Genomic DNA, 14,910 nt, shown 5'->3' with positions numbered 1-14,910 from the left:
AGTGGTGGACGATGGCTGAGAGACAGAACTCACACGCGACAGTGGACACGAGCATGTCCTGACTCTGTCTCTCAGAACCGCTCTCGCGGTCGGCGGCGTATCAACTTGCCGCGTTCAGTGCTTCGCGTGACAGGCACTTAGTGGTTGTCACTCGACGAGGGGCATGACGATTCCGAAGATGAGCGGCGAGAACAGACCTAGGACGATGCCGAGTAGCTCCATATCGGTAAACAGTGTGTTACTCCACGCTGGAAGTGTGCCAAATAGCGCCGTTCCGCCGATGGCGCCGCCTGCACCCACCAGGAACAATCCCAAACCGAGGAGGAACCCACGCTTTGCGAGGCGCGGATAGTCCCGCTGTTTCGACTGGCTCATACGATATCTGTTGCGAGCGGCCATTATACGCTTTTTCCATTGGACCGAAAAAGATACACCCAGGCCAGAGTAACTCAAATATACCATGACCGCATCAGAGTCGGTTGTCGTCGTTCCTGAACTGTTGGTTTCGCTCATATTGGCTCCCGTGCTCACAGTTGGTGGCGCGCTGCTCGAACAGGCGGCGCTCGCTGATCTTTCCGCAGACGTTTCGACGTTTGCTATCTGGGAGTTCGGGATGGGGCTCTTGCTCTTGTACGTCGGCATCTACATGCTCGGATATCGAAAACTGCTGCCAGCCGTTCGTCAGCACCTGTAACTGCTACTACTATCTATCGAGATATCCGATGACTACTGCATACACAGACTGGCGAGCGAGTGTTAGTCTCACCGGGCGCATTATCAAGTGGCTAGCGGTGCCGATGTTGTTCCCGCTGCTTCTGGCGCTGTACTACGGCCGTGGGTTTACGACCTTCTTGGCGAGTCTGGCGCTTGCCATCACTGTTGGCTGGGCACTCGAACAGGCTCACGAGGATGCTGCAGGCGCCCTCGGCGTTCGGGAAGGCTTCTTGATGGTCGCCCTGACCTGGCTACTGGTCAGCGTCGTCGGTGCGGTCCCGTTCGTACTCGAGGGGGTGCTCACGGACTACGGAGCGACGTCGACGCTTCGCTATCCAGTGAACGCCCTGTTCGAGACGATGAGCGGGTTCACCACGACTGGGTCGACAGTCATGGGGTCGATATCCTTTGAGAATCACTCACGAGCGCTGATGATGTGGCGCCAAGAGACCCAGTGGCTGGGTGGGATGGGTATCGTCGTCCTGGCGGTCGCAATCTTGCCCGAACTCTCCGTCGGCGGTGCGCAGCTCATGGACGCGGAAGCGCCGGGACCGGGCCTCGAGAAACTCACACCGCGTATTGCAGAGACGGCTCGAGCACTCTGGGGACTGTACATCGGACTCACCGTTATCGAGATTCTCGGCCTGTTTGGCTTCCATCTGGTGGGACTGGCACCGGAGATGACGCTCTACAACGCTGTTGCACACGGCTTCACCACGATGCCGACCGGTGGCTTCTCACCAGAAGCGCGCTCTATCGAAGCCTTCTCAGCGATTGTCCAGTGGTTCATCATCCCGTTCATGATCGCCGCCGGAATGAATTTCGCCCTCTTCTGGCATCTCTGGAACCGGAACTTTCGGACCGTCTGGGAGGATGTGGAACTGAAGGGCTATCTGGGTGCCATCGGTGTCCTGTCGGCGCTCGTGGCGGGGCTGCTGTATACGACACCCGGCCTCAACACACTCGCAAACGCGGTTGAACCATCGCTTCGGCACGCGACGTTTCAGATTGCGTCCATCGTAACCACGACAGGGTACGCCAGCATCGACTTCAATCTCTGGGGAGAACACGCGCAATTCGTGTTGCTATTCGGGATGTTCATCGGCGGTTCCGCCGGGAGCACAGGGGGGAGTATCAAAGTCGTTCGATGGATCGTGATTTTGAAAACGCTCAGACGGGAGCTGTTCACCAGTGCGCATCCGCGAGCCGTCCAGCCGATTCGATTAGGTGACGTGGTCGTGGATGAGAACGCTATTCGAGGCATCTACGCCTTCACGATGCTCTATCTGGTCATCTTTGCGCTTGGCACACTGGTCGTCCTTCTCATTGATGTCCGAGGTGCTGAGCTGTCCGCGTTCGAGGCGACGAGCGCTGTCGCGGCCACCTTGGGGAACGTCGGTCCCGGCGTCGGAATCGTCGGGCCGATGTACAACTTCAACGCGTTTCCGAGGGTCTCGAAACTCCTCATGGTGTTTTTCATGTGGGTCGGACGCCTTGAAATCATCCCGGTACTGGTCCTGTTTACGAAGTCACAGTGGCGTAGATGAGCTTGAACGAGAATCCTCCCACAGTATCAGGAAAGAACTATCAAATCTCAGGTATTATTTCAGAAAGTGCCACATAGCCGCTGCCCGGAGTGTGGATATAATTTGGCCACTGCGATTTCGACGGAGGTCAGAGACGGCGATGCCTTCCACAATTTCGAGTGTTCAGAGTGCGGCCACTCCTGGGCGAAACCGATCTGAAATAGATCGCCTTCACCGTCCTCTCCAGTAGGTTCGGCCGCCATCCTTGGTCGTTGCATTGGCTACGCTACCCACGAAGAGCGACCGTAATTTGCAGTTCCTGACAGACGGTCCGATATCGCTAGCCGTGGCTTTTACCCGCGTCCAGAGTTCATCTTAGCTATGGATCTTCAGGTCGCCGGGCTTGAGGACCTCGAAGAGAAAGTCGGGGACGCACTTGACCGAATCGGTGAACTGCAAGCTGGCACTCGGATCCAGTCTGAGACGTTCTTTTCGCAGCAGTTTATGCGAGAGCACACCGAGTTCAACTCATTCGAGGCGTTCTGCACGCAGAGCCCGTGGAATCTCGATAGCATCGGCGATGTACAGGATCTCTCGCGTGAGCAACTCAACGAGTATATCGACGACACGACCGAGTTCCAGACGTGGGAGGGGATGAAAACGCAGGCCGCGGAGGAAGAGATTATTGACCTGATTGTCACGTAATTATCCTACACCTGGGACTGCGCTCAAGAGGTGATAGAGACCATAGCTGATGATGCCCGCGCCCAGCATTGACCCGACCCACGACCCGATAGTGATACCGACTTTTCGTCCCGAGACGCCGCTCCCGCCAGTCGAACTCGCGGCGAGTCCACTGCCGACGATACTTGCGATCATCACCTTGTTAAACGATATCGGGATTCCCAGTACGATAGCCAGTTGCGCGACCAGAAAGGCGGGAATCAGCGCGGCAATCGACCGTCTCGGCCCCAGCGAGGCATATTCGTTCGAGACTGCCTGGACGAGTCGCGGGCCTCTTATCCAGGCGCCGAGGAGAATCCCGCCGCCACCGAGTGCGAGCAAGTAGATCGACGGGAGCTGGAGGTCTGTCTCGAACACGGCCTCAGCGGGCCGGTTGCCAGACCGACCTGTGTGCCACCACTCGTGAACACGACGATGAGTCCCAGTACGACGAGGAACTGATTGATACCGGCGGTCTCGTCGCGGTGGAGCAACGCCCGTGTCCCGACGAGTGCAACGAGCCCGCTACACACACTCACGACAACCATGCCGAGCGTGTACGCGCCGCCGACGACTGTTGGAAGGAACTGGTACGTGGTGGCGAGATAGCGAGCGACAGAGCCCTGTGCGCCGCTCGCAGTCGGAATGATAGTGAGTTGGATGTTGGCCAACGCATAGCCGACTGTCCCTCCGAGGAGCGGGATACCGACAGTTTCGGGGATAGCATCGCTTCGGAGGCCACGGGCAATCCCGTACGCGAGAACGCCCTCGACCAGTGGAATCGCGAACCAGAACCCGAGAATGACGGCGTACTCGTGGACAGCGAAACCACCACCAAGAGCGATGCCGGCCCCGATCATCGCCCCCGTAACGGTGAACGCCGAAGGGATGGGATAGCCATACGTGTTCCCGATAGTGATGAGGGTCGCAGCGGTCAACAGCGCTGCCGCTGCGGCCAGCGGGGTAATCGCGACGCCCGTGATGAGGTCTTTGCCGATGGTTTCTGAGATACTGCCACCTTGGAGTATCGCACCGAGCCCAGCCACAATCCCGACGAGCAAAGCTGCTCGGAGCACAGAGAGCGCGTTGGCCCCAACAGCGGGTGCGACTGGTGCCGAGTTACTGTTTGCACCGACGGTGAACGACATGAACAGTGCCGCCAACAGTGCAATTGCCAGAACGAGTAGTACTGAGGCCATCGACTCACCGGTCCTCCATCGGTAGCTGGTTCAGCGAATTCGTGGACGCGTGGCTACAACTGTGCTGGCGCATCTGTCGAAAAAGCGTGTGACGTGTCGCATGAACCTATCGAAATCACGTATATCAGCGAGTGTTGAGCCAATCTTCTGGATAAGCAATGTGGTTGATTCAGTGTCCCGCTGTCGGCGACGAGGTCCCCCTACCGACCGAGACTGTCACTCGGCCCGCCATCGCTTGTAAATCATATCCATCCCGAACACCGCTGGCACTACGGCTACCGCGACTGCCCAGCCGATTGCTGATGGGGGCGCTTGCCCGAGCAACTGCGCGAGCCACGGTACGTACAGCAAGACGACCAGGAAAACGAGTCCAGAAGCGACGGCCCACGGAAGATACGGGTTCGAGGTCCACCCGAGCGCGCCAGGCCACTGGGTCGGGCTACGGACGGCGAAGGCGTTGGCCATCTGCCCGAGGACGATGGTCGCCCACGCGGCCCCCGATGCCGCAAGCATCGTCGTCCCTGTGGCGGGGTCACCGAACTGCCAACCGCCCGATAGCAGTGACGCGGAAAACGCGACCAGTGTGACCACTGATATCGTCGGTCCAAGGACGAAAAACACCCGACGCAGCAGCGCCCCATCGATGAGGTGCTGGCCGGTGAGGGTGTGTGTCCGCTGTCGTTCGGTGGGCGGCTCCAGCGCAAGTGCGAGAGAGGGGAACTGGTCTGTGACTAGGTCGATAGCGAGAATCTGAAAGACACCGATAGCGAGGGGGGAACTACCCGTCCGAGAGTACCCACACGACGAACCGAGTCAGTTCCGCGACGTTGTCCGTGAGGAACTTCCGTATGTTCGAGAACGTCGACCGCCCGAGTTCAACAGCTGTGACGATAGTCGCGAAGTGGTCGTCGAGCAATACGAGGTCCAAGACTTCCCGAGCGACGTCAGTCCCTGCGGCACCTATCGCCACGCCGATGTCGGCCTGGCGCAGTGCTGGACCGTCGCATTCACCTCTACCCGTCGGCCGTCTCGACAGATGTAGACGCGTTCGGGCAGCAACTCGCGAAGCTGCTCGGCTGCGCGGACAGCACGATACTCCTGTGCGAACGCGAAGACGCCATTGATAACGATGACTAGCACGATGGCAACACCTGCGACGGCAAGTCACCGATGACGGCCAACCCAGTTGCCACCCACAACATGAGCGCGTAAAAGTGAACGAATTGGGCGAGCAGCAAGCGGGGCATCGACGGCGGTGAAGGGGTGGGCAGTTCGTTCGGTCCGTCCCGTGACAACCGTCTCGCTGTCTCCGACGACGACAATCCGTCCCAGCGGGCGCGTTCGTCGCTCATTAGTTCCAGTTGTTGGCGGCTGTAACTCGGTAGAACTCATCCGACCCGATGTCTGTGGCCAGCGATAGCGCCGCGTTCTCATTGACTTGCTGTAAGAATGTGGCAGTTGTGTGCGTACGTAGCCATCCTACCACTCGCAAAGGATGGATTACTTCTGCTATTCTGCCCAGACGTGGCGGAACTTTCCGCTTCGTCTCTCCCGTCGTGGTGGCTCGGCTGCCGCTTCGATGGTTACGCTGGTAATCCCGTGATTACCGAGGAACGACTGGAGATCCCCCTTTATCTGGTTCCAGACCGCCTCCTCGGTCGCATCAGGATCGACATCGAAGCGGACCTGCAGTGTCGTAGGGGCCGTGCGGATAATCTGAACTCGACGGACTCCCGGAACGTCTTCGACGACAGTTGCGAGTGCGAGTGGGAAAATCGGAACCTCTTCTCCCTCATCGGTTTCGAACTGGAGGACATCCCCTTGCCGTCCGCCGACCTCTATGATTGGGAACGCGCTCCCGCATTGACACCGCTCTTCGTACATCGTGATGCTATCCCCGAGGTTGTACCGAACGAGCGGTTGCACACGATTCGAGAGGCTCGTGATAAGGACGGTGTCCGACGGCGTTCCAAGTTCGACCGGCTGATAGTCCTCGTCGACCGGTTCGACCACGACCCAGTCGGTGTTGGCGTGGAGATTTCCGTGGTCGCACTCGACAGCAATCGGGACGAATTCCGTCGCTCCGTAGAGTTCCCGGACGACACAATCGAACGTGTCTCGGAGCAGTCGCTTCTGTGACTCAGAGATGGGTTCTGCTGTGGGGAGCACGAGTGCGGGGCTGATGTCGAGACGACCGTCTCGTTGGGCTCGCGCCAACTCGACGAGGACGGTCGAGTAGCCTTCGAGAATGGCGGGCTGATACTGGTTCAGCTCGGCAGTCAGGTCGTCGATCGGACTCGTCGGCGAAAAGAGTCGCAGACGACGTTCTCCAAGGACGGATTCTCGACGCATCAACTCGAGTCCGGCCGCACCGGCGAAGTGACCGCCCGAAACTGCGACGAGTGCAACGTGGATATTCTGTGTGAAGAGGCGGGAGAGTGACGAACGGTTCGCCATTGCGGGCACGATCCACCGGTCACCCAGCACGTCTGAAATGGTCCATGCTGTTTCATCCTGGACGAATACCCCCGGTTCCCCGGTCGTCCCAGACGTCGTCCACACTGGATACTTGCCGAGGAAGCGCTCGCCGATCTGTGTCTCGTCAGCGACGAAGGCGTCGACCTCGGCTTTGGTAATCGCGGTGTCCGTAACGACGTCGTCGAAGTGCTCCATGAGCATCGGCTTCGTTACCGGTGGGTACTGTGTGAGGTCGGTAGTTCCCTCCGGCACGTCGGCGTAGTGTCGCTTGTAGAACCGTGACCGTCGCCGGGAAAATGAGAGCATCTCTACTAGACGCCGGCGCTGCCGTTCTGCTATCTCCGCGCGGGTGGTTCTTCTGGCCCGCCAGGCGTCGAGTGTGATTTTTCCTCGCTCGATTGGATTCATCGGACTGGGTGTACGAACGCGGTGAATTCTTCCGAGCCCCTTCTCGCGTTCATAGTGAATCTTGTGGCGAATTGACTTTGTTATTGGCCAGCGACCCAGCGGTCACCCGACAGTCTGTCTGCATTAGCCGACGAGTGTCACGCCAATCAGGCTCCCGACACCGTAGGTAAGGACCGCAGCAGCGAGTCCAATCCCGACCTGACGCAGTCCAGAAAAGAGCACAGACCGTCCCGTGAGAAGCGTGATGCTGGCACCGATGACGAACAGCGCGACTGCACTCAACACGAGACTCACGCCGACGGCGATTGACCCAGTTAATACGAAGTACGGGAGTACCGGGACGATGGCTCCGAGTGCGAAGAGCACGAACGACGTCGCCGCCGCTTCCCATGCTGAGCCCCCTAGTTCTTCTGGGTTGATGCCCAGCTCCTCACGGGCGAGTGTGTCAAGTGCCATCTCCTCATCGGCGATCAACTGTTCAGCGATCTCTCTGGCGCGAGCTTTCGAGAGTCCTTTCGCCTCGTAGATGAGTGCCAGTTCTTCTGCCTCCTCTTCGGGAACCTCAGCGAGTTCTTCAGCCTCGATGCCAATCTGACGTTGATACAGTTCCCGTGAGCTCTGGACGGAAAGCCACTCGCCCATCGCCATCGACCCTGATCCAGCGAGGAGTCCGGCAAGACCCGTAATTAGAATCGCCGGTGAATCCAGCGCCGCACCAGCGACGCCCATCACGAGACTGAGATTGGAGACGAGACCGTCGTTCGCTCCGAGCACTGCAGCGCGCAGTGCGTTGCCGCTGGTCGCACGGTGGCGGCCTTCGAGCTGGGCGAGGACCTCTCCCCGTGCCCCCTTTCCGGGCGTTTCCGCGATAACCGTCAGGAGACGGTCGTGAGAGCGCTCGTCGGCTGCCATTCCGGTCCCCGTGACTTCTGGTTGGGTCGCATAGTCACTCCCACCGATGGCCTCTCCGGCCTGCATCGAGCCAAGTACCATTCCCGGTCCGAAATGACGAGCTAACCACGCCAGTACTCTGGCTCTACGAGATGGATTGGCGTCTCCCGGCTCGGAACCGGCTTCACGAATCCGCTCGGTCCAGAAATCCGCATGGGTTCGCTCTGTGTCGGCCAACCGCCGGTACACATCTGCGACCTGTGGTTGCGATTCGGCGTCAGCCATCGCCGCATAGACCGTCGCACTGTCGATTTCGTCTTGGCGATTGCGACGGTAGCGTTCGACATCTGCCGGAGTCGTCATATTTAGTATAATTGTGATTTGTGAACTTAGTGCTACACTCAGGAATCTCGCTACCGCCTTGATTGCTGGATGTGCCGTAATTAGTAGATGATCCAGGACGAGTTCACTAGCTTCCGCTCATTTCATGAGTCTATAATGGTTCTTAATCCGAAGGAGGCTCAGCTACTATCTTGACTGGTCAGTACGGATACTCAGTTACCGTGCAGGGCGACTACTTCTCAGAAATCTATCAGAAACGCCATGCAAGATATAGAGGATAGGTCTCGTAGACCCACACCGATTTGAGCTATCCGGGTTCGTAGACGGAAATCCAGCCGTCTGACTGGAGCGCGATCTTATGGTTGTCGTACATGAACGTGATGGCTCCGGCTTCGGTCCGTCGGGTGCCAGCACCCGACGGACCGAAGAATGTCTCTTCGAGTGCTTGGGCGTCGATGAACTCGTACAGTGGTGGCATCTCGGTGTGGTTGAGCGGATCGACGCCCTTCGCCTCCGCAATGGCAAAGGCGAGTGCCGTCGCAAGTTCGCCATCAGATTCACGGTCGTAGTGTTCCTGGTGGACCTGCACCCACTGGTCGGTATCCACGTTCTCGACGGACTCGGCGGACTCGTATGCCTCGGGCTGTACATCTCCGTTCGGCCCTTGGTTGTCTCCATTCGAGGACGGAGAGTCGTCGCCCGGGCCGTTATTCATCTTTCTCCGTGTCCGGGTCTCGTTGCTGTGCGTGCGTTTCTTGTCGGCTATCGAGTTCTGCGCCCGCCCCGTTCAGGACTGCCTGGACCTGTTCGGTGTTTAGTGCCTTCACGATTATGTCATCCGCCTCTTTGTATTCGAGAACGCCGAGGTCCGCGAGTTTCGGAATGTGTGAGTGATACAACGATGCATGGACGCGGCGGCGTTCATCGTCCGTTACCTCGTTGACTGTCTTGTCCTGTTCCCACGCAGCGATCTTGGTCGCCAACTTAGGGAGCGTCTCCTCGGTACTTTCGTTGACAAGGGTGTACATCAGGTACCGCCGACGTGGATGGCCGAGCGCGGCAAACACCTCGTTGAGCTCCAGTACGCCGCTTGCGTCACTGCCTGAGTCCGTCATGAAATGGTCCGAGGCGTTCGACTGTGTCCCTTCGAAATCCTCGTCGTCCATGGAACGAGTTGACAACAAATCTCAATAAACCTTCCTTCAAGATTAATCCCGGGTCTTATGCGCATTATCGCCGGGTTCAGACAATGAATGTTTTACTTGTTCCCTGCTTCCAGCATGGATAAGAACACTTGGTCTACACCATTTTTATATACGCTCGGTGTCAAGTTATTGTACGGAATAACAGTTTCACACTGTGCGTTTGTCCCTGACGATGAAGGGGCGCTTGAACCGGTGTGCCGGACGTGCAGATACACCCGTTTTTCTTCGTGTGGTCGTCACGCGGAACGCATTAGCGAGTCTCAGCGTTCCGCACTACGAGCCACCAGTATGCCGCAAAACATCGACTCGGCGTCACTCAACGTGATGTTCGACGCCCTACGGAACCCGTATCGCCGACGAATCCTCGTCGCCATCTCCGACCACAATCCATGTGAGATAACCGAATTCACCCGGAACCAGTTCGCGCCCGTCTCTGAAGATGAAGCCGGCCCCGAACGGCTGGAAGTGCAATTGCTCCATTCTCACCTGCCCAAACTGGCTGAGAAGGGGTATATCGACTGGAATCCCGAGGCGGAGACGATTCGGCGGGGACCGAACTTCCACGACATCGCACCGCTCCTCCAGTTGTTGGACGACAATGCCGACAAGTTACCAGCCGACTGGCCGTAATTCACGCTCGTTCTTCGGGAGCGAACCATTACATCCGCAGGCCTACTGAGCGGTTAGTTCAGCTAATCCAACTTGAAACATATTCTTTTAGAGGATTATTCTTCCGTCATGAACTCATCGTAGTCACGATCATCATCGTCGTTGGAGAACTCTGTCACATCGTTGCCGAATGGGTCAACGTATGGGTCGCTATCGCTCTGCCTGGCCAATTCTTCTTTCGTCTCATCAAGTTCCACCCACTCCAGTAACTCGGTTTTTCCGTCCTCGATTTGTGCCTGCATATCCAGCATCGTCCGGTACGCGTGAATGATGTTCATCCGCTCCATCTTCGTAACTACGTACTGCCCACGCTCGGTGAGTCGATACCGATTATTCACAGAGGTTTCCTTATTGTCGATTTCGGGTGTTATAAGCCCGTAATCTTTCGCTTCGCCAATCCGTTTCGTCAGCGTTGAAGAGCTGATGTGTAGCCGGTCGGCCAGGTCTTTGAATCTCTTTGCATCACCTTTCAACACGACGAGTAGCCCAATCCCACCGCGCAACTCGAAGTACTCCCTAAGCGTGTCTACCATGCCCGATACTGTTGAACTCAATCCCCCGTCATAGTCAAACTTCCTTCTCTTTCCGAATGGCACTTCATTCGGATTTATACTTTGATTCAAAGTCAGTCGAAAATTGAACTCTACTGCCTGAGATGGGCGTTTATCCACCCTATACGCAGCTCTATCCGGAAATATGGAAACAACACGCCCGGACCTAATACTTCGAATCAAAGTATTTAGAGTACGCGACACATGACGGCCACCCCCGCTACTGAACAAGCGGTGCTCGATGCGCTGAGCGCGTCGCACCGAGAGTGGCCGTACTCTGACAACCACGATACGGTGAATGACCCCTGGCCGCTTGCGTGGGATGCTGCTGCATTCATCGAGGAATGGTTTGCCCATTCAGAGCATAATGACCTCGAAGAGGCGATCTGCTATCTGCCGCTCAACCCGTGGAAGTTCGGATATGACATCACCACCTGGCACGACAAGAAAGAACCCCAAGCGTTGCTAAGAGCCCATCTCCTTCGGATTGTCAAAGGCTGGAGCGGCGAGACAAACCTTATTGAGTATCTTGAGGATGAGCCTGAACTCGTCGAGTCTCTCGGCTTCGAGGATGGCTGTGCCTCGAAATCGACGCTGTGGCGTGTCTGGAACGACAGCCGGCTTGAACTCGATCACAAGCGAGTCATCTGGACTATTGGGCAGGTACTCGTGAACGTCGCGCGGGAGAACGATGTTCCCGCGCCAGAGGAAGTGTTTCACCCTGACCCGAGTGTGGATGACCCGGGTGACGTCGAGCAGGACGATTCGACGGTTCGAGACCGGACAATAGCCAACACTCGGGAAGTGTGGGAGCACGCGAAGCCGATGCTGACAGAGAACTACTCACTCTCCCGAGGAGATAATGCCGAGGTTCACGAGAATGCGTTTTGGGAGAGTCACGCATACATGGGTTCTCGTGCGGAGATGTATGCCGAAGACGGGACGCGGAACTTCGCAGCCGAAACCACACGCGACCGTGTTCAGACGGGAAGCACTCACCGTCACCACATACAGAAGATAAATCCGGAAGAAGCCCGGCAGATGCACCGAGATACGACGGAAGCGCTCATTGAGCGTGCACGACGAGATTCCGAACTCGTAGGAGGTGTCCTGGCGAGTATCGATATTACGAAATCGAACCCGTACCGGGAAAACACGGAGTTAGAATTCGATGAGGACGGACTGGCGAATACGTGGCTTCTCGGGTACAAGGAGAAAGGCAAGGATGAGGATGACCTGCCGGACCTGCACTTCCAATGGGCGAGCATCCAGATTGTCGGGTTAGATGTCCCCTTGGTTCTAGACGCAATTCCCGTCTCCCGTGGACTGTCTCGTGCAGCTATCGTCGATGAATTGCTGTCGAAGGCAACAGACATGATCGACATTGAGATGGTCATGATGGACCGGGAATTCGCCCACGACCCCGTGAAGGACGTGTGCGAAGACCGCGGTGTCTACTACCTGAATCCTGGAATGATGCATACGAGTGAACGAGCAACGTGTACCCGCCTTCGCCGGCAGGGCAAGCTCGTTCACATCGAGCAAGAGGAAGACAGTAGCAGCGATAACACCCCTGCCCGGACAACTCTCACGGACTTCACAGAGGAATCTACGGAAACAGGTGTAGAAGCCGGTCAGGACGCGCCCGCACGCAAATCCGTGTACGTGCCTGCGATGAAAGCGAAACGGACTGCCGACGATTCTGATGATGAGGAACAGGAGTCAAAACAGGAGGACGAGTCGCAGGACAGCAACGAGTATCGTGAAGGACTGCTTTCAGACTTCGCAGAAGCTACCGAAGAGGATGAAGAGAGCGCCGGTCGCATGTTCGGTGACCTGATTGAGGAAATCCGTGAGGAGGAAGAAGAGCGGAGACTGCCGGGGAACGATGAAGACACGCGCTTGTACCTGCTGTTCGAGACGAACCACCCGGACCTACAACCACCAGATGACAGTGAAAGCCTTTCCGAGGTCGAGAAGGCTCACATGGTGAGTCGAATCATTCGGAAGTACAAGTACAGGTGGGGGATTGAGAACGGCTTCAAGCAGATTAAGCGGTTCCGTGTTCGGACGATGTCGATGAAGTTTGAGTACCGCTTCTTCAATTTTCTCTACGCCTGCACCATGTACAATGCTTGGCGATTAGTGGATCTGCTGGTGAAGTTGGAGTTATTGGCAGACTCTGAGTTCCGCTTCAAGCCCTTGGTTACAGCTGACCTGTTCCTGACGATAGCGAAGGATTACGCCGGCTTGGACCCGCCAGATTAGAAGATACTCCTTCTCGGTGTGCTTAGTGGTGAGTGGCAACACTCTCTGAAACTCGCTATTTTGCTGTTCTCAACCGTATTCGCCTGCCGTTGACCGAGGAAACCTTTCTACCCAATATATTTTCTTATTGAAATAGTCGTAAATATACTGTAGGAGTCACCTCTCTGCTGTTTGTTCGTGAAACTAGTGATCACCTGTGATCCAGAAAATAGTATCGCGATATATAGTTTATTATGTGATTGTTGAGCCAAAATTCACTGTTTAAAAGCTTCAAACGCCCGAATTCAAGCTATTCTCGTTTGAGCACAGGTGCTTACGTTTAGTCGAATAAACGTAAGCACTTTTTTGAGGACGGCCGCCGTCCCCCAACGCGAACACGATGTCTCGGCCCAGAACCTGGGGTAAACCCCATCAAATCACCCGATCACTTCTGTCGGGTCTGGTGCAGCGGTTCACTGCTGTTCCTGGAGGACGTACTGATGCCATCTAAGCCAAACACGGGGTCCGGCGATACTGAGACGGGTGCCATCGCCATCTCCTCCGTGGTCGAGGACTATTTGCTCGACAAGGGAAAGGGGCGGGACGGCGAGAGTGGAAACTATCGACGACACGCGGAGCGTGAGATAGACCGATTCCTGGAGTTTCTCTCTGGCCGGCCCGGTTCTCCTGCAACTTTTGAGGAGCTATCTGTCGCTGACCTTCGTGAGTACGCTCGATACCTCTCTCGTCAGGGCTGGGCTGAAGGTACCATCAAGAACTACTACGCGCACGTTTCGGGCTTCTTGGGATGGGCAGCTCGGGAAGGACACCTTGCAGAGAACCCCGCCCAGCGCACTCGGGCCAAGGAACCGCTGCCAGAAGATACGGGACGAAAATCGGGTGAGCAACAGGCGTGGTCCCGTGAGCACCGGGAACAGTTGCTCTCATATGTCGACGAGCAGGCGCACAACGCGATCGACGCTATCAGTGATGACCGCAAAGCCGCGATCAAAGACGGCCGAAACCGAGCATTGGTCAATTTGCTCTGCTTTTCCGGTGTTCGCGGTGCCGAGATTCTTGCTGACGTCGACGACGGCCGCCGTGGTCGAGATGGCCTACGATGGTCCGACCTTTCGCTTGCGGATAACAGTCTCCAGGTGCTCGCGAAGAAGCAGCGGTGGGATGACCGAGCACTTCCAGAACCCGCTGTACCGTCTCTGGAACGGTTGAATCAGATTCTGGACCCACCATCTGATGATTGGCCTGTCTTCCCTTCGCTCTCGTATTCAACGCTCGTTCAGGACTTCTCTAACAGTCTACTGGAGAGAGGGTATGATACCGAAGAAATAGAAGAAATACGCCTTGAAAAGGTCTCTGAAGGTGAAATCTCGATGATAGAACTCTGTGCCGAGTACGGGGTAGCACCCTCCGCGATGACGACGCATGGCGGTCGCGACGTCATGAAGCGTCTCACTGACCGAGCGGGAATTGAATTAGACGATGACACCCACGGATATCTCGCTCCCCATGGGGCTCGTCGAGCGGCTGGCGAAGTAATGGTCCGAAAATACGGACATGGTGAAGCTGCCCGACTGCTGGACAACTCTGAACAGGTTGTCCGTGAGCACTACTCACATATCGAGGCCGGAGAGCTCGCTGATCTCGCTGCTGAAGCCTTCGACGAAGCCCCACAATCGGATAATCAAGATTCTACTGAGTAGATTCCGTCTTTTTTGGGCCTCAAGTGGATTGTACGGAGAATCCGCAGAAATCGGGATTACTGATGTTAACTAGATTATACGGATTATCCAGATAATCCAAGTTGTCCTCGACATGTGGGCTGACGGATTATCTTGATTACTTGGATTATATGGATTATCCGTATTTCACCCTGCTACAGAGTCCTCCCACATACGTATTATCCGTATAATCCGGTATGGCCAAAGTTCCCTTAGAA

15 protein-coding genes and 1 pseudogene are annotated in these 14,910 nt (G+C 56.5%); 6 read left to right on the top strand and 10 right to left on the bottom strand.

Features of this window, described 5'->3' with window-relative positions; translation table 11 throughout:
* Window positions 1–147: 147 nt before the first annotated feature.
* Window positions 148–375: a DUF7860 family protein gene (locus tag P1L40_RS23245; RefSeq protein ID WP_284011829.1), complete on the bottom strand. Its 228-nt coding sequence runs from the start codon at window positions 373–375 to the stop codon at window positions 148–150.
* Between the two features lie 85 nt (window positions 376–460).
* Between P1L40_RS23245 and P1L40_RS23240 the strand changes: the two genes are divergently transcribed.
* The 3 genes from P1L40_RS23240 (at window position 461) to P1L40_RS23230 (ending at window position 2,945) form a co-directional block, all read left to right on the top strand.
* Window positions 461–694: a DUF8151 family protein gene (locus P1L40_RS23240; protein ID WP_284011828.1), complete on the top strand. Its 234-nt coding sequence runs from the start codon at window positions 461–463 to the stop codon at window positions 692–694.
* Between the two features lie 28 nt (window positions 695–722).
* Window positions 723–2,261 (top strand): TrkH family potassium uptake protein, encoded by a 1,539-nt coding sequence (locus P1L40_RS23235; protein WP_284011827.1) that lies wholly within the window; start codon window positions 723–725, stop codon window positions 2,259–2,261.
* A 360-nt stretch (window positions 2,262–2,621) separates the two neighbouring features.
* Entirely contained in the window at window positions 2,622–2,945 is a 324-nt protein-coding gene (locus P1L40_RS23230) for a hypothetical protein (RefSeq protein WP_284011826.1), read from the top strand.
* Here the strand turns inward: P1L40_RS23230 and P1L40_RS23225 are convergent.
* The 8 genes and pseudogenes from P1L40_RS23225 to P1L40_RS23195 all read right to left on the bottom strand — a co-directional run bounded on the left by P1L40_RS23225 (window position 2,946) and on the right by P1L40_RS23195 (window position 9,447).
* Window positions 2,946–4,162, bottom strand: a pseudogene (locus tag P1L40_RS23225) (inorganic phosphate transporter).
* Window positions 4,163–4,378: 216 nt separating this feature from the next.
* A complete protein-coding gene (locus tag P1L40_RS23220) occupies window positions 4,379–4,903 on the bottom strand; it encodes a cation transporting ATPase C-terminal domain-containing protein (RefSeq protein ID WP_419181214.1) in 525 nt (174 codons plus the stop codon).
* 37 nt (window positions 4,904–4,940) lie between these two features.
* Entirely contained in the window at window positions 4,941–5,078 is a 138-nt protein-coding gene (locus P1L40_RS23215; RefSeq protein ID WP_284011825.1) for a hypothetical protein, read from the bottom strand.
* A 217-nt stretch (window positions 5,079–5,295) separates the two neighbouring features.
* Window positions 5,296–5,514 carry a cation-transporting P-type ATPase gene (locus P1L40_RS23670; RefSeq protein ID WP_419181213.1) on the bottom strand — a complete coding sequence of 73 codons (219 nt, stop codon included), beginning with the start codon at window positions 5,512–5,514 and terminating at the stop codon, window positions 5,296–5,298.
* Between the two features lie 157 nt (window positions 5,515–5,671).
* A complete protein-coding gene (locus P1L40_RS23210) occupies window positions 5,672–7,048 on the bottom strand; it encodes a phenylacetate--CoA ligase family protein (RefSeq protein ID WP_284011824.1) in 1,377 nt (458 codons plus the stop codon).
* A gap of 123 nt (window positions 7,049–7,171) precedes the next feature.
* Window positions 7,172–7,960, bottom strand: coding sequence for a VIT1/CCC1 transporter family protein (locus P1L40_RS23205; RefSeq protein ID WP_336402216.1), 789 nt, complete (start codon window positions 7,958–7,960; stop codon window positions 7,172–7,174).
* Between the two features lie 628 nt (window positions 7,961–8,588).
* Window positions 8,589–8,996, bottom strand: a complete 408-nt coding sequence (locus tag P1L40_RS23200; protein ID WP_284011822.1) for a HalOD1 output domain-containing protein — start codon at window positions 8,994–8,996, stop codon at window positions 8,589–8,591.
* Complete coding sequence (locus P1L40_RS23195; protein ID WP_284011821.1) at window positions 8,989–9,447, bottom strand: DUF7344 domain-containing protein; 459 nt, start codon at window positions 9,445–9,447, stop codon at window positions 8,989–8,991. Before P1L40_RS23195 ends, P1L40_RS23200 begins: the two co-directional genes overlap by 8 nt.
* Window positions 9,448–9,774: 327 nt before the next feature.
* On the opposite strand from P1L40_RS23195, the gene P1L40_RS23190 reads away from it, so the two are divergent.
* A complete protein-coding gene (locus tag P1L40_RS23190) occupies window positions 9,775–10,116 on the top strand; it encodes a DUF7344 domain-containing protein (RefSeq protein ID WP_284011820.1) in 342 nt (113 codons plus the stop codon).
* 95 nt (window positions 10,117–10,211) lie between these two features.
* Here the strand turns inward: P1L40_RS23190 and P1L40_RS23185 are convergent, their stop codons facing one another.
* The gene (locus P1L40_RS23185; RefSeq protein WP_284011819.1) at window positions 10,212–10,751 is read right to left on the bottom strand and encodes a winged helix-turn-helix transcriptional regulator; all 540 of its coding nucleotides are present in this window, start codon (window positions 10,749–10,751) and stop codon (window positions 10,212–10,214) included.
* A 159-nt stretch (window positions 10,752–10,910) separates the two neighbouring features.
* Between P1L40_RS23185 and P1L40_RS23180 the strand changes: the two genes are divergently transcribed.
* Complete coding sequence (locus P1L40_RS23180) at window positions 10,911–12,974, top strand: transposase (RefSeq protein WP_284011818.1); 2,064 nt, start codon at window positions 10,911–10,913, stop codon at window positions 12,972–12,974.
* 479 nt (window positions 12,975–13,453) lie between these two features.
* The gene (locus P1L40_RS23175; protein ID WP_284011817.1) at window positions 13,454–14,674 is read left to right on the top strand and encodes a tyrosine-type recombinase/integrase; all 1,221 of its coding nucleotides are present in this window, start codon (window positions 13,454–13,456) and stop codon (window positions 14,672–14,674) included.
* The last annotated feature ends 236 nt before the right edge of the window (window positions 14,675–14,910 follow it).

Source organism: Haloarcula pelagica, from assembly GCF_030127105.1.
Taxonomy (GTDB): Archaea; Halobacteriota; Halobacteria; order Halobacteriales; family Haloarculaceae; genus Haloarcula; species Haloarcula pelagica.
Note: the sequence above shows the minus strand (reverse complement) of the source record. Positions and strands in the feature narration are given on the sequence as shown.